The organism is Tabrizicola sp., from assembly GCF_030694085.1.
GTDB lineage: Bacteria > Pseudomonadota > Alphaproteobacteria > Rhodobacterales > Rhodobacteraceae > Tabrizicola.
Map to the genome: position 1 here is coordinate 14,512 of NZ_JAUXZE010000003.1, position 18,700 is coordinate 33,211.

General features: G+C 65.2%; 14 protein-coding genes. 9 read left to right on the top strand and 5 right to left on the bottom strand.

The features are described from left to right. Positions 1 to 4 precede the first annotated feature (4 nt). Positions 5 to 1,615, bottom strand: a complete 1,611-nt coding sequence (locus tag Q8M85_RS00245) for a GMC oxidoreductase (RefSeq protein ID WP_305538920.1) — start codon at positions 1,613 to 1,615, stop codon at positions 5 to 7. Between the two features lie 526 nt (positions 1,616 to 2,141). Between Q8M85_RS00245 and Q8M85_RS00250 the strand changes: the two genes are divergently transcribed. Next, positions 2,142 to 2,975 (top strand): sulfurtransferase/chromate resistance protein, encoded by an 834-nt coding sequence (locus Q8M85_RS00250; protein WP_305538921.1) that lies wholly within the window; start codon positions 2,142 to 2,144, stop codon positions 2,973 to 2,975. Continuing rightward, positions 2,972 to 4,336, top strand: coding sequence for a chromate efflux transporter (chrA, locus tag Q8M85_RS00255; RefSeq protein ID WP_305538922.1), 1,365 nt, complete (start codon positions 2,972 to 2,974; stop codon positions 4,334 to 4,336). Before Q8M85_RS00250 ends, chrA begins: the two co-directional genes overlap by 4 nt. 19 nt (positions 4,337 to 4,355) lie before the next feature. Here the strand turns inward: chrA and Q8M85_RS00260 are convergent, their stop codons facing one another. Next, on the bottom strand, positions 4,356 to 6,746 hold the full coding sequence (locus Q8M85_RS00260) for a Hint domain-containing protein (RefSeq protein WP_305538923.1): 2,391 nt from the start codon (positions 6,744 to 6,746) through the stop codon (positions 4,356 to 4,358). A gap of 588 nt (positions 6,747 to 7,334) precedes the next feature. On the opposite strand from Q8M85_RS00260, the gene Q8M85_RS00265 reads away from it, so the two are divergent. Beyond that, the gene (locus Q8M85_RS00265) at positions 7,335 to 8,333 is read left to right on the top strand and encodes a LacI family DNA-binding transcriptional regulator (protein WP_305538924.1); all 999 of its coding nucleotides are present in this window, start codon (positions 7,335 to 7,337) and stop codon (positions 8,331 to 8,333) included. On the opposite strand, the gene Q8M85_RS00270 is transcribed toward Q8M85_RS00265, so the two are convergent. From Q8M85_RS00270 to Q8M85_RS00280, 3 genes are read right to left on the bottom strand one after another with little or no spacing between them, the layout of a single operon-like run. Then, positions 8,330 to 9,463, bottom strand: coding sequence for a Gfo/Idh/MocA family protein (locus Q8M85_RS00270; RefSeq protein WP_305538925.1), 1,134 nt, complete (start codon positions 9,461 to 9,463; stop codon positions 8,330 to 8,332). The genes Q8M85_RS00265 and Q8M85_RS00270 overlap by 4 nt on opposite strands. A 9-nt stretch (positions 9,464 to 9,472) precedes the next feature. Beyond that, positions 9,473 to 10,363: a sugar phosphate isomerase/epimerase gene (locus Q8M85_RS00275; RefSeq protein WP_305538926.1), complete on the bottom strand. Its 891-nt coding sequence runs from the start codon at positions 10,361 to 10,363 to the stop codon at positions 9,473 to 9,475. 22 nt (positions 10,364 to 10,385) lie between these two features. Continuing rightward, the gene (locus Q8M85_RS00280; RefSeq protein ID WP_305538927.1) at positions 10,386 to 11,498 is read right to left on the bottom strand and encodes a Gfo/Idh/MocA family protein; all 1,113 of its coding nucleotides are present in this window, start codon (positions 11,496 to 11,498) and stop codon (positions 10,386 to 10,388) included. A 111-nt stretch (positions 11,499 to 11,609) separates the two neighbouring features. Here Q8M85_RS00280 and iolD point away from each other — a divergent pair, with 111 nt between their 5' ends. The 6 genes from iolD (at position 11,610) to Q8M85_RS00310 (ending at position 18,080) form a co-directional block, all read left to right on the top strand. Beyond that, positions 11,610 to 13,493, top strand: a complete 1,884-nt coding sequence (gene iolD, locus Q8M85_RS00285) for a 3D-(3,5/4)-trihydroxycyclohexane-1,2-dione acylhydrolase (decyclizing) (protein WP_305538928.1) — start codon at positions 11,610 to 11,612, stop codon at positions 13,491 to 13,493. After that, positions 13,493 to 14,470 carry a 5-dehydro-2-deoxygluconokinase gene (gene iolC / locus Q8M85_RS00290; RefSeq protein WP_305538929.1) on the top strand — a complete coding sequence of 326 codons (978 nt, stop codon included), beginning with the start codon at positions 13,493 to 13,495 and terminating at the stop codon, positions 14,468 to 14,470. Before iolD ends, iolC begins: the two co-directional genes overlap by 1 nt. Positions 14,471 to 14,481: 11 nt before the next feature. Then, positions 14,482 to 15,321, top strand: a complete 840-nt coding sequence (locus Q8M85_RS00295; RefSeq protein WP_305538930.1) for a 5-deoxy-glucuronate isomerase — start codon at positions 14,482 to 14,484, stop codon at positions 15,319 to 15,321. Next, entirely contained in the window at positions 15,318 to 16,163 is an 846-nt protein-coding gene (locus tag Q8M85_RS00300) for a class II fructose-bisphosphate aldolase (RefSeq protein ID WP_305538931.1), read from the top strand. The genes Q8M85_RS00295 and Q8M85_RS00300 overlap by 4 nt, the downstream gene beginning before the upstream one ends. Before the next feature lie 78 nt (positions 16,164 to 16,241). Next, positions 16,242 to 17,213, top strand: coding sequence for an aldo/keto reductase (locus Q8M85_RS00305; protein WP_305538932.1), 972 nt, complete (start codon positions 16,242 to 16,244; stop codon positions 17,211 to 17,213). 39 nt (positions 17,214 to 17,252) lie between these two features. Next, a complete protein-coding gene (locus Q8M85_RS00310) occupies positions 17,253 to 18,080 on the top strand; it encodes an SDR family oxidoreductase (protein ID WP_305538933.1) in 828 nt (275 codons plus the stop codon). Positions 18,081 to 18,700 lie beyond the last annotated feature (620 nt).

Below are 18,700 nucleotides of genomic sequence, written 5' to 3' on the forward strand. Positions count from 1 at the left end.
CGCATCAACTGGCTTTGCGACGAGCGGTCGAGAGGCGCGTGGCAACGATATCTCCGACCCGAAGCGCGTTGGCGGCGATGGTCAGGCTTGGGTTCACCCCCATCGAGGTGGGCATAAACGAGGCGTCGGCGACATAAAGATTGTCAAGATCATGTGCCTTGCAGTCCGCATCCAGAACCGAGGTCGCCGGATCCGAACCGAAGCGCAAGGTTCCACTGGGGTGGCCGAAGTTGAGTGCGATGCCGAAGTTGAGGAACATCAGCCGGTGCTGGCGCAGTTTCTGGCGCAAGAGCTGGCGAAAGAGCGCCCGGCGGGCCTTCAGCTCGTCCGAGATGCGATAGCGGATCAGCGGAACCTCGGGGTCCTCCGGGTGCGGCTCCACGCGGTTGTCCGCATAGGGCAGGTCTTCCAGAAGTCCGACAAGCACAGTGGCCGACCCGAAGACATCGGCGCCGATCTTTGCGGCGATTGTTGCCAGGCGAGACGCACCGGGCAGGCGGCGAAGCCTGCTGCGCGACAAAATGCCCTTGAGATGCCCGGCAATCTGCCCGGCATCGGCCGCAACGCCCATCGACTGCACAAGGCCAAAACGCTGGCCATCGTGCGCGTAGAGATCGCGAAACGACAAGGTCCTTGTCGCCCCGACTGCAGGACTGCCGCGACGGGGCCAGAATGCCACCATCTCCGAGACGTGGAACATCAGCCCGCGACCGACCCAACCGCTGGAATTGGCGCAGCCAGACGCGTGGCTGCCGGTCGAGCGCAAAAGAAGGTTCGGCGAATTCAGTGCGCCCGCCGCGAGGATAAAAACATCGGCTTGCAGCAGATAATCGCGCCCGTCGGCCCGGACCCGCGCGGCGGTGATGCGGCCCTGCCCTTCGATCAGCTCCTCGACGGGGCAGTTGGGGAGTAGGGTCGCATTGCCGGTTTCCAGCGCCGGCTCGACCCCGGCGGAGCGGCCATCCATCTTGCAGGGGCGCGGGCATTTGCGACCCAGGCAGTCGGTGCATCCGGGCAGGCGCCGCAGTGCCTCGTGCGCGCGGTAGGGATGCAGACCGGCGGCGCGGAGGTCGTCGAACATGCGCGTCTCGGCCGCGGTGAGGGGCGGCGCGGACAGCTGCGGCCCGGGAAGATCGGACAAGGGGTCCTTCTCGCCGCGGATCGACAGGGCCTCTTCGGCCTGCGTGAAGTAGGGGCGGAAAGCGTCGAACCCCACCGGCCAGCCGCCCGTCGGGTGCGGCATGGCATCGGTCGCTTCGATATCGTGGCGTTCGGGTCGTTCGGCAGCCGCAGCATAGAAGACTGACGAGCCCCCGACCCCGCTGCCCAGCGGCGCGAAGAAGCGGTCGGGGCGATCTCCGTCGATCCGGGTTTCGATCTGGGTGGGCCAGAAGCCCCGTGCCTGGCGCGCCGAATAATCCGCGAGATCGGTCCGCAGGTCCTGGCCCTCGGTCCGGTGGCCGACGGGACCTTTTTCCAGGAAGAGCACCGAAAGGCCACGCTCGGCCATGCGGCGACCGACGAGGCCGCCCCCGACGCCAGTGCCGACCACGATGGCATCCCAATGCCGCGCCGCAGCCCGGGCGACCAACCCCTGCCCCACGGTGGCAGCCATATGTGCAGCGGCCCCCGCCATCACCAAACACTCACTTTGTCGCACACCACATGCCTGCAGGCCATGTCTGCCATCCTGCCCTACGGCCCGGATTGATCCGTCTGTTTCAGCGTCGGCCAAAACTGTCCGACATTTCGATTTGTTCTGTTCGGGGTCTGGAACGGACCGATCCGGGCGCATTTCCAAATTCAGGGCGGAACCCCTGCGCCGCCGGTCCGATATTTGTTCCCACCAATCTGCGTTACGGCGGACCCTTGCCTGTTTTCTTCGGTCCGGCAAGTGTTTTGTAAGGTAAATCCATCCGGCAAGCGACGTTCCGCAGCGATCGGCATGACCTTTCAAAGTCACGCCTCATCCCTGTGCACTGCCCTCTGCCACCTCGGGCGATCCAGGCAGGATGCCGGCCCATTGACAATTTGCGACACCAGGGCGAGACAGATCTTATGGGGATCGCGCGCTCCCCACGAGGCGTCAGCCGAAGGTCGCGTTTCACAGACATGAAACAAAACCAACATAAGGACAGCAGATGCCTGCGCCCGATGCGATTTCCTGTGACAAGCTTGCCAAACTGATCGGCACCCCGCGGGCGCCGGTCATCCTGGACGTCCGGCGCGCGGCGGTGCGTCGGGACGACCCACGCGCCATTCCGGGCGCACGGCTGCTGGACGAAACCGCCCTGAACCCCGCGGACGCCCTCGCTCTGGTGCCAGGGCTGAGGAATCAAGCGGTCGTCGTTATCTGCGCCGCCGGGCATGCGCGCAGTCAGGGGCTGGCCGCTGTCCTGCGGACCGAAGGGATAGCGGCTGAGTATCTGGAGGGCGGGCAAGAGGCCTGGGTCGCTGCGGGCCTGCAAAGTTTCGACCCCAGCAAGCTGGGTCGGCGCGACGATGCGGGACGCAGTCTGTGGGTCACGCGGTCGCGACCCAAGATCGACCGCATCGCCTGTCCGTGGCTGATCCGCCGCTTCATCGACCCACGGGCAGTCTTCCTTTTCGTCGCTCCGGCCGAGGTACCTGCCGTGGCCGAGATGCTAGGTGCTGCGGCCTTCGACGTCGAGGATACGTTCTGGAGCCATCGGGGTGATCTGTGCACCTTCGACACGCTGCTGGCCGAGTTCGGACTGCGCCTGCCCGCACTGGACCGTCTGGCGACCATCGTCCGGGGGGCCGACACGGCGCGGCCAGAGCTTGCGCCGGAATGTGCAGGGCTGCTGGCCGCCTCGCTGGGCCTTTCCCGGATGTACGCGGACGATCAGGCGCAGCTTGACGCAGGCCTGCAGCTTTACGATGCCTTCTTTCGCTGGGCGCGGGATGCGACAGAGGAAACGCATGATTGGCCGAAAGCCGGGAAAGCGAAATGACCGAGCGATCCGACCATCCGACTCTGGGTGAAGCCACTCGCGTCTGGGCCAGGATCGCTGCCCTGTCCTTCGGCGGACCAGCGGGACAGATCGCGGTCATGCACCGCGTCCTGGTCGAAGAGAAACGCTGGCTGGGCGATGGACGCTTCCTGCACGCGCTGAATTTCTGCATGCTCCTGCCAGGACCCGAGGCGCAGCAGCTGGCGACCTATATCGGCTGGCTGATGCATGGTGTGCGGGGCGCGCTCGTGGCGGGTCTGTTGTTCATCCTGCCGGGCGTCGTGGCGATCATGGGCCTTTCCTGGGTCTATGCGGCCTATGGGCAGATCGGCATAGTCTCGGCGCTGTTCTTCGGGCTGAAGGCCGCGGTGCTGGCCATCGTGCTGCAGGCGGTCGTGCGGGTCGGGCGGCGAGCGCTGCGCAATGGCGTGTTGCGGGCCATCGCCGCGGCCTCGTTCCTGGCGATCTTCGCATTTCAGGTGCCCTTCCCGGTGATCATCGCCGTGGCCGCGCTGATCGGCTGGGTGGGCGCCAAGACCGGTCTGGCCGCCTTCCGGGCGGGTGGGGGCCACGCTGCCGTGGGCGCGACCCACGTCGATGATGCCGCGACCTTGCTGGGAGAGGAGGCGGCCCTGCCCCCCTCGGCGCGACGAGAAGCGCTGCGCGCGGGGCTTGCAGCGCTTGGTCTTTGGCTTTTGCCGGTCGCGGTCATCCTGATTATTGCGCCGGGAAGCGTCTTTTCCGACATCGCCACCTTCTTCTCGAAACTGGCCGTCCTGACCTTCGGTGGGGCCTATGCCGTGCTGGCCTGGGTCGCGCAGGAGGCCGTGGGGACCTATGGCTGGCTGGGGCCGGGCGAGATGCTGGATGGTCTGGGCATGGCCGAGACCACGCCTGGGCCGCTGATCATGGTGCTTCAGTTTGTCGGCTTCCTGGGCGCTCTGCGCGAGGCGGGCTGGGCGCACCCCTATCTTGCCGCGACACTGGGCGGACTGCTGACGACCTGGGTGACCTTCGCTCCCTGTTTTGCCTGGATTTTCCTGGGCGCCCCCTACATGGAGGGCCTGAGGCGCAACCTGGCGCTTTCGGCGGCCCTTTCGGCGGTCACTGCAGCGGTGGTTGGTGTGATCCTGAACCTGGCCCTGTGGTTCGCGATCCATGTGGTCTGGAGCAAGGTTGCCTGGATCAGTCTGGGCCCGCTGACAATGGAATTGCCGGTGCCGGATTCGATCAACTGGGTGGCGGCAGGTCTGTCGGCGCTGGCCATCCTGGCGGTGTTCCGGCTGAAGCTGGGCCTGGCGACCGTGCTGGCGGGCGCGGCCGGTCTGGGACTGACCCTGCATTTGGCGGGCCTGGCCTGAGCCCAAGGTCCGGCCGCAGTCAGCCGGCGACCAGGACCCGTGCTTCGTGGGCATTGAGCGACACGCGCGCACTGGAAAACGCGCTGGCCTGGTTGGCAAGTTCGGGAAAAAGCTCCAGCACTTCGGCCCGCGCGGCCTGATCCAGCGCCTCGACTGTCCGTTCGGCTGGCTGGAAGCTTTCCGTCCAGGACCCGTTCGAAAGCAGAAGCTCGTGCCGGTCCAGAAGGACATGGACATAGGTCACGCCTTCATCGGGGCAGGCCCGGGTAACGCCAGGCAGTCCCAGCAGGTGCTTGGCGGGAACCAGCACCTCGTCCTCGGCGAAGTAAAGCTCCGCCGTGGCACCTTCGACCAGCACCCGGTGCTGGGGCGAGACCAGCAAAGGCTGGTCAGGACCCGTACCGAACAGCGCGCCGGCAGCGATGCTGATAGGTTGCAGGGCGGGACGGGCCAGAAGGTCTTGCCGCGACAGGTGGCGGCGTCCGACCCAGCGCAAGGGCTGAAGGCCGTGATCGCGGGTCTGGACCAGATCGCCCGGCTGCAACCTCTCGACCAGCACGTCGCCCCGATCAGTCAGGATCCGCGTGCCGGGGGTGAAGCAGATGATGACCACAGTCTCGATGTCCGAGAAACTGAGCGTGCCGATGACCGTGATCCCGTCCGGCCCGAAGAAGGTGATCGTTCCGTTCTCGGCGTTAAGCGGATCGTAGGTGAGGTCGATGCGCCCCCAGCCCAGTCCGGTGATATCCAGGATAAGCCGATCATTGTCGGCCCCGCCGAGCCCGCCGTCGACGATCTCGGCGCCCGATATGTCGTTGACCGTGCCGGTGAAGGTGAAAAAGAACTGGTCCTCGTCATCGCCGCCGAACAGCTCGTCCCGGCCCGACCCACCGTAAAGCGTGTCCTGGCCGGACCCCCCGTAGAGGGTGTCGTTGTCTGCGCCACCAAAGAGCCTGTCGTTGCCTGCCCCGCCGTCGACCAGGTCGTTGCCTGCATCACCGGAAACCGTATCGTCATCCGCGCCGCCGAAGAGGCTGTCGCCACCGCCAAGGCCTGAAATGCTGTCGTTGCCAAGTCCGCCATAGAAGACGTTGGTGTACGCGTCTGCCGCAAGCGTGCTGGAGCCGTCGAAGCCAACCAGCGTATCGTTGAACGCCGATCCGATGATCCCGTCGACGCCCGAGCCAGTGTCCCCAGTGGCAAAGCCGCCCGAGAAACTTCCGGTGGCAAGGTTGATCGAGACCGCAGCGTTGGAATCGCTGTAGTCGATGAAATCAAGTCCCGTCCCGCCGATCAGCGTGTCCGCGCCGTCGCCGCCACGCAGGGTATCGTCCCCGTTGCCACCGATCAGGCTGTCGCCGCCCGCGTCGCCCTGCAGGAAATCGTTTCCGTCGCCGCCGTCCAGTGTGTCCGAGCCAGCCCCGCCATACAGCGTATCGTTGCCGGCATCTCCGAAGAGGATGTCACCCTCGTCGCCGCCATAGAGCAGGTCACCGTCGTCGCCCCCGCGCAGGGAGTCGGCCCCGGTGCCACCGAAAAGCGTATCGAAACCGGCCCCACCGAACAGCGAGTCCGCCTCGGAGCCGCCGTCGAGAAGGTCGTCCCCGGCATCGCCGTAAAGCGTATCCGTCCCGGCATCCCCGTAGAGGGCGTCGAAGCCGTCGTTGCCATAGATCAGGTCACCGTCGCCGCCACCGTATAGCGTGTCCGCGTCCGCACCGCCGTACAGAGTGTCAATACCGGCGTCCCCGAAAAGCGTGTCCGCTCCTGCATCGCCAAAGAGAACGTCGGCGTCCCCGCCGCCGAACATCAGATCGGCATCGTTGCCCCCGTAGAGCACGTCGAGACCGGCATCGCCGTACAGCGTGTCGGCCCCATCGTTGCCGGCGACTGTGTCAGCCTCGACGCCGCCATAGGCCAGGTCGGCGTCGGCCCCGCCATACAGGACATCAAGTCCCGCGCCGCCATAGAGCGTATCAAGGCCAGCCGCGCCCGAGATAAGGTCACTGCCGCCTTCGCCCTGCAGAAAATTGCCGATCGAGTCGCCCGTGATGGTGTCCGCACCGCTGCCGCCGATGACGCCCTCGATCCCGGACAGGACGTCGCTGCCCTCGCCCGTGGCGGTACCGGTCCCGAGGTTCACGGTGACCGACGCGCCAACGCCGAGATAGCTGGCGAAGTCGAATCCGTCGCCGCCGATCAGCGTGTCGTCGTTGGACCCGCCATAGAGCGTGTCATTGCCGGGTCCGCCGTCCAGAAGGTCCCGGCCGGTTCCACCGTACAGAATGTCATTGCCCGTAAGCCCACGTAGCGTGTCATCGCCACCGCCCCCAAAGATGAGGTCGTTGAAATTCCCGTCGTTGTCACCGACCAGGCTGTTGTTGCCCGGCCCGCCATTGATCGTCGCCATGCCCGCTCCGGTCCTGCCGTCACCCCGCCACGCCCTCAGGTCTGGAAGTGGCGAATTCGAGGCAGCTTAGGGGAATATGAACGCAAGGTTAACAAGTGAGTATCCAGACACCACATTCTTTAGCATGAAATTTCGCGTAGATCACCACATCTATGTAAACGCGCTACAGCTGGGCGAACTTGACGTCCAGACTGCCTAATTTCCTGCAGGATCAGAGCGAAGTCTGCCGATGGCAGGGATACGTGGCAATGCACGCGCGTGGATACGTCTGGCTCTACGGAGACCATCGTCGGGCTCATTGTGGATGGTGGGCAAAAGCATGATCACCGGGACTGCGATGGCGCCTTGGCCGAACTCCCAGGGCAGAGAGCCAACTTTTGATTGTGTCAGAGCCGAAGGAGGCCAGGACCGCCCCACCTCCAGAAGTCCGCACTTACCTTGCCAGGCCCGCGGCCTGCCGTACATCCGGGCACGATCGTCGGTGACATCGGCCGGCTTGAAACCGCTTGCAATGACGGGCGATGCGGGCTTGGCTTTGGTCAAGGCCCAAGTGTTATCCAGCGCGGGCATCGGTATGCGGACAAGGCGATGGGTGTGACACTGAAGGATGTGGCAGAACGGGCCGGGGTTTCCCGGTCGGCAGTCTCGCGCACGTTCACCGATGGGGCATCGGTTTCGGCCAAGACCCGGTCCAAGGTGGAGAAGGCGGCAAGCGAGTTGGGCTATGCGCCCAACGCCCTGGCCTCAAGTCTGACGACGGGCCGGACAAAGATGATCGGCCTGATTGCCAACAACTTCCACAACCCGCTGATCCTGGAGGTGTTCGACCTTTTCACCCGCGGCCTGCAGGACCGCGGGCTGCGGCCGCTGCTGGTCAACCTCAGCGATGCGACGGACCCTGCGGATTCGGTGCGGATGCTGCGGCAGTATTCGGTGGACGGGGTGATCGTTGCCTCTTCTACCCTGCCCTCCAGCTTTGCGCTGGCGTTCAAGGCGGCGGGACTGCCCGTCGTGCATGCCTTCGGGCGCTATGCGACGGCGCCCGATGTGCATGTGGTTGGGATCGACAACGTGGCTTGCGGGCGGATGGCAGCCGAGGCGCTGGTGCAACGTGGCTATGGGCGGGTCGCCTTTCTGGGCGGGCCACGCAGTGCGACTTCCACGCAGGACCGCGTGGCGGGGTTTCTGGGTGCGCTGGCCGGCTGCCCTGAGGTACATGTGAGCGCGAGCTATGCCAGCGCATACACCTTCGACGCGGGCCGGACCGAAATGCAGCAGCTTTTGCAGGACACCCCGGCCGAGGCCTATTTCTGCGGCGACGATCTGCTGGCCGTCGGGGCGCTGAGTGCCATTCACGAAGCGGGGCTGTCGGTGCCGGGCGACATTGGCCTGATCGGGCTGAACGACATGGAAATGGCGCGCTGGCAGATGATCGGACTGACGACCATCCGCCAGCCAGTCGCGCAGATCATCGACGCGGCCATCGCACTTGTGGTCTCAACCATTGAGGATCCCGGACGTCCGCCCGAGACCCGCCTGTTCCCCTGCCGCGTGGTCGAGCGACAGACTTTGCGCGCCCTGCCCTAGCGGAACATCGGCGGGCGGGCGTCCATCCACGCGCCGCCAGCCTTGGCCGAGGCGACAGCGGTGTGGACTGCCGCCATCGACCGCAACCCGCTGGGGGCCGTCGGCAGCCCGTCGCGCTGTTCGCCGCGGATCGCATCCGCCAGATCGCAATAGATATTCGCCACCGCCAGCGGGAAGCCTTCGGGGTGGGCGATGGCCACACGAGACAGGCGCTTGGCGTCCTCGTAAAGTCCGCCTTCACCCTTCTCCATGATCTGCGTGCGCCCGCCGACGGGGGTGTAGATCAGCTGGTTCGGCTGCTCGGACGCCCAGCGGAAGCCGCCGGTTTCGCCGAAGACCTGGATGTCGAAGCCGTGCTGCCGCCCGATGGCAACCGAGGAGGTCCATAACCTGCCGACCGTGCCCTTCGCCATGCGGAAGTTGACCATCGCGTCATCCTCCAGCACACGCGACGGAATGGTCGAGGCGAAGTCGGCGGAAAGCTTTTCCACCTCGTCATCGCAGATGAAGCTGGCCATGTGCAGCGCGTGGATGCCGCAGTCGGCGAACTGGCCGGACACGCCCGCCATTGCCGGGTCATAGCGCCAGCGGACGCGGGGATTGTCGGCGTCGGTGGCGTCGCCGTGGTGACCGTGGCTGAAGTTGGTGACGACAAGGCGCACCTTGCCGATGTCACCGTTGCGCACCATCGCGCGGGCCTGGCGGACCATCGGATAGGCGGAATAACAGTAGTTCACCGCGCAGATTTTCCCGGTCTTGGCAGCGATGCGGACGATCTCTTCGCCCTCCTCGACCGTCACCGTCATCGGCTTTTCGCACAGGACGTTGAACCCGGCCTCCAAGAAAGCCTTGGTGATCTGGAAATGGGTGGAATTCGGAGTGGCCACTGTCACCAGATCGCAGCGGTCGGGGCGATTCTTTTCCCCCACCAGCATTTCTTCCCAGTCGCCATAGGCGCGGTCGGCGGCGACACCCAGGCGCTGCGCATACTCGCGCCCCACGTCGGCCCGGTGGTCCAGCGCACCCGCGACCAGGTTGAAATGCCCGTCTGCCAAAGCGCCGAGGCGGTGGGCCGGGCCGATCTGGCTGCCTTCGCCGCCACCGATCATGCCCCAGTTCAGTCTTGCCATGATGGTCCCTTAAAAGCCGATGGATTGCAGGTAGGCGCGGTTCTTGCGTGCGTCGTCGATGGGGCTGACGTCCAGCGTCGGGTCACAGTCCTGCTCGACCGTGCACCAGCCTTCGAAACCTGCGTCAAGCAGGATCTGGCGCACGGCCGGAAAGTCGACGTCGCCGGTGCCAAGGTTGCAGAAGATGCCCTGGCCGCAGGCGTCGTAGAAGCCGGTGCTCTTGGCGATAACATCAGACTTGACGGCCGGGTCGATGTCCTTGAAGTGCATGTAGGAAATTCGGTCGATGTGCCGGCGCATGAAGGCCACCGGATCAAAGCCCGCATAGGAATGGTGGCCGGTGTCGAAGCAGATCTTCAGGATCTTCTCGTCCACCTCGTTCAGAAGACGCTCCAGCTCTGGCTCGAAATCGATGAAGCCTGCGGCATGGGCGTGGACGCCGACGGTCAGGCCATAGTCCTCGGCCCCCAGCTTGGCGACCTTGGCGATGCGGTCGCGAAAGGCGGTCCATTCGGCCTGGTCCATCTGCTCGGCAGCGTCGGCCCGGCCCGCAGTCGGCGCGCGGCGAGGCGAGATGCTGTCGATCAGCACCAGATGCTGCGCCCCATGCGCCGTCAGCGCCTTGCAGGTGCGCACCGCGGCATCCCAGACCTCATCCCACTTGGCCGGGTCGTGAAACGGGCGGAAGACGACGCCGCCAATCAACTCCAGCCCGTTTTCGGCCAGTGCCGCGCCCAGAACACCTGGGTCTTCGGGCATGAATCCGATGGGGCCAAGCTCGATCCCCTTGTAGCCCGCGCCCGCGCAATCGGACAGGACCTGCCGCCAGGCCGGGTTGCGCGGGTCGTCTGCAAACTCGACGCCCCAGGAGCAGGGCGCATTGCCGATACGGATGGTCATTCGGGCCTCATGCCGTGAAGGTTCATTGGGGGACGGCGTGCCAGCGGCCGTCGTCGGATGCCTTGAAGGCGGTGTCGATGATCCGGCTTACGGCAAGGCCGTCGCGGAAGGTGGGCCAGACCGGCTTGCCGGTGGCGATGGCGGTCAGGAAGTCCTTCGCCTCGATGATGATCTGGTCCTGGTAGCCGGTGCCGTGGCCGGGACCCTGGCAGAACGCAAGGTAGTCGGGATGCTGCGGCCCGGTCAGGATGCGTGTGAAACCGCGCGTCGCCTCTGGCCCTTCGGCGCGGTAAAGGTGGACGGCGTTCTGGTCTTCCTGGTCGAAGCGGATGCTACCTTTTGTTCCATGTATTTCATAGGCATAGCCCATCTTCCGCCCCGTGGCGACGCGACTGATGTAAAGGTGACCCATGACGCCAGAGGCAAAGCGCAACATGAGTTGGGCGTGGTCGTCGTTGTCGACCGCGACAGAACCGTCGGGGCCTGGGCGGGCCGCGTGGACCGTCTCGATCCGGGCAGAAAGCTCGGCCACCGGACCCATCAGCGCCAGCATGCAGTTGATCGGATGCGGCGCGAGATCGCCCATGCAACCGTTCGCACGACCGCTTGTGCGCCAGGTGGCGGGGAGCATCGGGTCGGCCAGAAAATCCTCGGTATGCTCGCCGCGGAACCAGGTCAGTTCACCGACTGCACCCTGTGCCAGGAGTTGCCGCACGAACTGCGTGGCCGGTGAGCGGACATAGTTGAAGCCGATCATGTTCGGCAGACCCGACGCCTCGGCCGCCGCGACCATCGCTTCGGCGTCCGCCAAAGAGGCGCCCAACGGCTTTTCGCAGAAGACCGGCTTGCCCGCGGCAAAGGCCGCCTCGGCAATCGCGCGATGAGTCGACTGGGGCGAGGCGATCACGACCGCTTCCACCTTTGGATCAGCCACCAGGCCGCGCCAGTCGTCCGTCCCCCGGGCAAAGCCATAGGCGCTGCGATAGCGTTCGGCGCTGTCCGCGCTGGTGGCGGCGATCACCTCGAGCCGAGGCCGCAGGGTGGTGTCGAAGACCGCACCTACAGCCGACAAGGCCACTGCATGCGCCTTGCCCATATAGCCGCCACCGACCAGCCCGATCCCGATGTTCGTCACGCCGTGCCTCCCCCCGCTCACCAGTATTGCAACCGGTTGCAAAAGCTGTATCCTCACTCGGCAGGCCGCGCAAGTCCCGTGTGGACGCCCGGCGGGGAGGACCATACGACGATGACCAGGACTGGGACCAGAGTAGACGAGACCATCCGGCTGACGGTGGCACAGGCCATCGTGCGCTGGCTGATGAACCAGTTCATTGTGATCGGTGATCAAGAGGTCCGCATCTGCGGCGGCGGCTTCGGCATCTTTGGCCACGGCAACGTGCCCTGTCTGGGCGAGGCGCTGTATCCGGTCCACAAGGAGATGCCGCTTTATCGCGGGCAGAACGAGCAGAGCATGGGTTTTGCTGCGGCAGCCTATGCGAAGTATCACTTGCGTCGGCGGTTCATGTTCTGCACCGCAAGCGCCGGGCCAGGAACGGCGAACCTGCTGACCGCCGCCGCGCTTGCCCATGCCAACCGTCTGCCCGTTCTGATGCTGTGCGGCGATACCTTCCTGACCCGCCTGCCCGACCCGGTGCTGCAACAGCTGGAGCATTTCGGCAATCCGACACTTGGCGTCAACGATGCCTTCAAGGCGGTCAGCCGCTACTGGGACCGGATCACCCACCCGGCTCAGGTCCTGCAATCGCTGCCCACCGCTTTGGCCACCCTGCTGGACCCCGCCGATTGCGGCCCGGCCTTCCTGGGCCTGCCGCAGGATGTGCAGGGCTGGGCATATGACTACCCTGCGGCGTTCTTCGCCAAACGTGTCCACCGCATCCGCCGCCAGTCGCCTGACGTGCTTGAGATCGCCGAGGCCGCCGCCCTTTTGCGCGCCGCGCAGCGCCCGTTGATCGTCGCGGGGGGCGGTGTGCAGTATTCAGGCGCGGTGGTGGAATTGACCGCCTTTGCCGAGGCGCATGGGATTCCCGTGGTAGAAACCATCGCGGGCCGGGCGAACTTGCTGGCCGACCATCCTCTGAACGTCGGCCCCTTGGGCGTGACCGGATCGGACAGCGCCAATACCATCGCGGGCGAGGCAGACGTCGTGCTTGCGGTCGGCACACGGTTGCAGGATTTCACCACCGGATCCTGGACAGTCTTTGCGCCCGAGGCCCGTCTCATCGGCTTGAACGCGGGGCGGCATGATGCGGCCAAGCACCTTTCGCTGCCTGTGGTCGGTGATGCCAAGCTGGGGCTTCCGGCGCTGGACGCTGCACTTGATGGCCACCGCGCGCCAGAGGACTGGGTCGCCCGCGCGCAAGGTGAACGCAAGGCCTGGGACGCCTATGTCGCCGGGAACGTGGCACATGGGAACCGGCCAAACTCCTATGCCCAGGCCATCGGCGTGGTGAACGCGCTTTGCCATCCGCGCGACCGGGTGGTGACGGCGGCCGGGGGCCTGCCGGCCGAAGTGACCGCCAACTGGCGCACCTTGGGGATCGGGACGGTGGACGTGGAGTTCGGCTTTTCCTGTATGGGCTACGAGATCGCCGGAGGCTGGGGTGCGCGGATCGCTCAGGCTGAAGGCGAGGCCGACCGAGATACCATCGTCTTCGTCGGCGACGGCAGTTACCTTCTGATGAACTCGGACATCTATTCGTCGGTCCTGACGGGCAAGAAGCTGATCGTGCTGGTATTGGACAACGGCGGCTTTGCGGTCATCAACAAGTTGCAGAACAATACCGGGCAGGCCAGCTTCAACAACCTGATCGCCGATTGCCCGACCGTGGCCGAGCCCTTCGCGGTGGATTTCGAGGCCCACGCGCGCGCGATGGGCGCCAATGCCGAGACGGTCGCCAACCCTGCCGCGCTGGCCGAGGCGTTCCAGCGCGCCAAGGCTTCGACGAAGACAAGCGTCATCGTCATGCAGGTCGACGCTTACGAGGGTTGGACCACGCAAGGCCATGCATGGTGGGAGATCGGCACCGCCGAAGTTTCGGCCAGCGACGAAGTCCGCGCCAAGCATGCCGAGGTGGAAGCGGGCCGCGCGGGTCAAAGGCGGGGCGTCTGATGGCCGATCTTGCGCGTCTGCAGGGCCGGAACTTCCTGGTCATCGGTCGGGCAGGCATGGACCTTTACGCCGATCCGCCCGGCACGCGGATCGAAGAGGCAACGCGGTTCACGACGGCGCTTGGCGGATCGTCGGCCAACATCGCCGTGGCGCTGACCCGGCAGGAGTGCCGCGCAGCGCTGGTCACCTGTGTGTCGGACGATGCGGTGGGTCGCTTCTGCCTGACCCAGCTTGACGCCTACGGCATCGACCGCACTCATATCCGCGCGATTGCAGGCGAGCCGCGCAATTCGCTGGCCGTGGTCGAAACGCGGATTCAGGACTGCCAGTCAGTCATCTACCGCAATAACGCCGCCGACTTCGCAATGACGGTCGCGGATGTGGAAGCCGTCGACTACACGGCCTTTTCGGCCCTTATCACCACGGGCACGGTCCTGGCTGCCGAACCCTCGCGCAGTGCAGCTTTCCGGGCGTTCGAGCTGGCCCGTGCCGCTGGCGTGCCGCTGATCTTCGATGAGGATTACCGGCCATATTCCTGGCCTTCTGCCGCCGTCGCCGCCGAGGTCTACTCGCGCGCGGGTGCCCTGTGCGACGTGATCGTCGGCAATGACGTGGAGTTCGGCTTTATGGCCGGGCACCCGGACCGGGGCCTGCACACTGCGCGCAGCCTGATCGCCAAAGGCGCGCAGATCGTCGTCTACAAGATGGGCGAAAAGGGCGCGGTCACGATCACCCCCGAGGGCGAGGTCTCCACCGGCATCTATCCGACCCAGGCCTTGAAACCCACTGGCGCGGGCGACAGCTTTCTTGGCGCCTTCATCGCCGGGCTTGCTGCGGGACTGTCGGTCCGGGCGGCGGTCCTGCGGGGATCGGCGGCCGCTGCGATGGTCGTGGCCCGCGTCGGCTGCGCCCCGGCCATGCCGACCCATGCCGAGCTTGACGCCTTCCTTGCCCATCACAGCGGCCCGACCGGATAAAGGGACCCCCCATGCACATCGCCCCCCATGACAACCAGAACTGCCCCATCGTCGACCGGGAGCATCCTTTGGTCCCTTACGTCTATTTCAATATCATCCACCTGAAAGCGGGCGGGCAGTTCGACTACCGCACCCCCGGCTATGAGACCTGCGTCGTCCCCGCCACCGGGACGGTGACCGTGGAAACCGCGGGCGAGACCTTTGCGGGCATCGGCAATCGGGGCGTCGATGTCTGGGACGGCGAGCCGGAGGGCGTCTATGTCCCGCAGGACACCGGCGCGCGGATTTCGGCGCTGACAGATACAGAAATCTTCCTCGCCGGAGCGAAATACTCGGAAACCCTGCGCCCCTTCGCCGTCCGGGCCGCAGACATCGACAAGGTGCAATACGGATCGGACGACACCAAGACCCACCGGAAGATCAAGCATATCCTGGGCGCGGCCTACCATGACCGGGTTGGCCGCCTGCTGGTGTCCGAGCTTTACACAGTCGGCGCGGGCGGCTGGTCCGGTTTCCCCAGCCACAAGCATGACACCGACCGCCTGCCCGACGAGACGCGACATGACGAATGTTACAACTTCCGCTTCCGACCCGACTATGGCTCGGGCCTGCAGATGTTGCAGCGGGTCGATAATGAACCGGGCGATGCCTATCACATCATGAACCGGTCCACAGTCCTGATCGACAAGGGCTATCACCCCTGCTGCGTGCTGCCGGGGTATGAGATGTATTACTTCACCATCCTTGGCGGCCAAAGCCAGCGCAGCCTCAAGCAGTATTTCCAGCCGACCCACGCCGCTCAGTTGCACACGATCCCAGGGATCATGGACATGGTGGCCAAGTTCAAATGACGATTGCGACCCTGGCCCAGGTGCTGCAACCGGCGCTGAGGGGAGGCTATGCCGTCCCCGGCCTGGTCTGTCTGGGCTGGGAGGACATGCGCGCCTATGTTGCCGCCGCCGAGGCGGAGCGCGCGCCGATCATCCTGCAGGCCGGGCCTGGCTGCCGCGAGCACACTCCGCTGCCGATCCTGGGCCGGATGTTCCGCCATCTGGCCGAAGCCGCCAGTGTGCCCGTCGTGGCGCATCTTGACCACGGCACCTCGCTGGACGACTGCCGCGCGGCGCTGGACGCGGGGTTTACCTCGCTGATGTTCGACGGCTCGCGCCTGCCTTTGCAGGATAACATCGACCGGACCGCAGCAGTCGCCGAACTTGCCCATGCGGCGGGCATCAGCTGCGAGGGCGAGATCGGCTTTGTCGGCTATGCCGGCGGGGCGGCATCGGCCGGGACCGACCCGGCAGAGGCGGCGCGCTTTGCCCTCGAGACCGGGGTGGATGCAATGGCGATCTCGGTCGGCAACCTGCATCTGCAAGAGGCACCCGGCGGCGGACTGGACCTGCCCCGCCTGCGCGCCATCGAGGCGCTGACCGACGTGCCGCTGGTGATCCACGGTGGGTCGGGCGTGCCTGCTGCCGACCGCACGCACCTTGCCGCCACAAGCCGCATCGCCAAGTTCAACATCGGCACCGAGCTGCGCATGGCCTTTGGCGAGGCCCTGCGCGAGGCAGTCGAGCGTGACCCGGCGCGCTTTGACCGGATCGCGATCCTGCGGGAAACCGAGGCCCCCGTGACGCTGGCCTGCCGCGCGGTGATCCGCGGCCTTGGCGCCTCGGGCCGGGTTGGCGGCTAAACCCTGAGTCAGTTTGACGCTTGCATCTGGCGGGGCGCAAGCGTTGCATAATCGACAGGCACCAATGAGGTTCAGGAGATGCAACGCAAGCAAGTCGGGCTGTCGGGCCTGTGGGTCAGTGAAATCTGCATCGGCTGCATGACCTTTGGCGAACCACTCAGGGGCGGACATCCCTGGACCCTGCCCCCAGAACAATCGCGTTCGCTGATCGCGCAGGCGATCGAGGCGGGGGTCGACTTCTTCGACACCGCCAATGTCTACTCCGACGGCTCGTCCGAGGAAATTCTGGGGGACACGCTCTGGTCCCTGGCCCCACGCGACCGAATCGTTCTTGCAACCAAGGTGTTCGGGGACGTCGATCCCTACCACCAGGGTCTGTCCCGGCGGGCGATCATGCGGCAGATCGACCTGTCGCTGAAGCGGCTGAAGACCGACTATGTCGACCTGTACCAGATCCACCGCTTCGACCCCACGACCCCCATCGAAGAGACGATGCATGCACTGGATGACCTGATCCGAGTCGGCAAGGTGCGCTACATCGGCGCCTCAACCATGTCCGCCTGGCAGTTCGCCAAGATGCAGACGGCGGCGCAGAGCAATGGCTGGACACCCTTCATCAGCATGCAGAACCAGATCAGCCTGATCTACCGAGAAGAAGAACGCGAGATGATCCCGCTTTGCCTGGATCAGGGCGTGGGACTGATCCCCTGGTCGCCCATCGGCCGGGGTCGGCTGGCGCGGCCCGCAGGCGTCGCCACGGCGCGGATCGAGACCGACGCCTATGGGCAAATGCTTTTCGCCCGGTCCGAGGCCGCGGACGCCGCCGTGATCGGTGCGGTGCAAGTGGTGGCGGCCGAGGTCGGGAGGCCGATGGCCCAGGTGGCTCTGGCCTGGGTCCGACAGAAACCGGGCGTCGTGGCCCCCATCGTCGGCTATTCGCGACCCGAGCAGTTCACCGAAGCGCTGGCCGGACTGGACCTTGTGCTGACCAGCGACCAGATCGCCCGGCTGGAAGCGCCCTATGTACCGCGCCTTCCCGTCAGCCAGTAGATGTTTCCGCCCCACTCCGTTTCGCAGAAAGGTAGACCCATGACCCACCCCGCCATCGCCGAAGGCCACACCGCCGTGATCACGGGGGCCGCGTCGGGCATCGGTCTTGCTGCGGCCAGAGCGCTTGCAGCCCAGGGCATGATCATTGCCCTGATCGACCTGCCCAGCCCGGCGCTGGAGATAGCTGCCGCTGCCCTGCCCGGATCAAGGGCCCTCCCGGTCGATGTCGCAAACCAAGAGGCCGTGGCTTCTGCCGCCGCTACCATCGCTGCCGAGATGCCGCCGGTGACGCTTCTTTTCAACAACGCCGGTCTTGGCCTGCCGTCTACCGCGCTTGGCGACCGCGCAGCATGGGACCGCACGCTTGCGGTCAACTTCGGTGGCATCCTGACGGTTGCACAGGCCATTGTTCCGGCGATGCTGGCGCATGGACTGCCAGGTGCCGTGATCAATACCGGATCGAAGCAGGGCATCACCCTGCCGCCCGGCAATCCGGCCTACAACGTCTCGAAAGCGGCCGTGAAGGCCTATACCGAGCTTCTGGCCCACGAACTGCGCACTCTGCCGGGGTCGCAGGTGTCCGCACATCTTATGATCCCGGGTTGGGTGCACACCGGGATGACCGCTGCCTCAGGCGCACCGAAGCCCGCAGGAGCCTGGACACCAGAGCAGGCTGTAGACTTCATGCTCGACAGCCTTGTCCGCGGAGACTTCTACATCCTTTGCCCCGACAACGATGTCAGCCGGACGCTGGATGAACGACGGATCGCCTGGGCGGCAGGGGACGTCATCGAGAACCGCCCTGCCCTGTCGCGCTGGCACCCGGACTGGGCTGACGCCTTCAAGCGCAGCATCGACACGGTTTGAGGGCCGGTCGCCAAAGATTGGGCCGACTTGGACGTGGTAAGCTCTGCCGGCCCGGGAGACTTACCCAGACAGTCTCGCGCCGGTCATGGACGATATGCCTGAAGCATGGCTAAGTCCGCGTGCTTCTAGAAGTGCCAGGGACATTGAGGCATTAGGCCCCTCCTCCATTCCTTGCAGCGTTCTCCAGAGCGCATCGAGCCTGCGTGTCTGAACATATGCCGCTTTGTTTGCCGCCATTTTTTCGGAAGTCTTTACGCTGAAGTCATTAAGCTAAAGTATACCTGCATCGGGCGCTTTTCCGTGGAGCCTGAACGGTGAAACTCTTGAGCAAATGTCGGAATGCGTCGTCGGTAGTAGTAGGTGCTCTTGGGCAGTTCGATGTGCTGACACATGACCTTGAAGGCCCCCGATCGGATGATGACGACCACGCATGTGCTACCTCTTGTGTAACCTGAGGCAACACAGTTTCTGACATAAGTATGAGCTAGTCCCCGAAAATCGGGCAGTGACGGAAGCTACGATCTGACGTCTGCTGGTCTCCAAGAACGAGGAGATCAGGATATGAAGAAACGCAGGAACCATGACGCTGGTTTCAAGGCCCGTGTGGCGCTGGAGGCCGT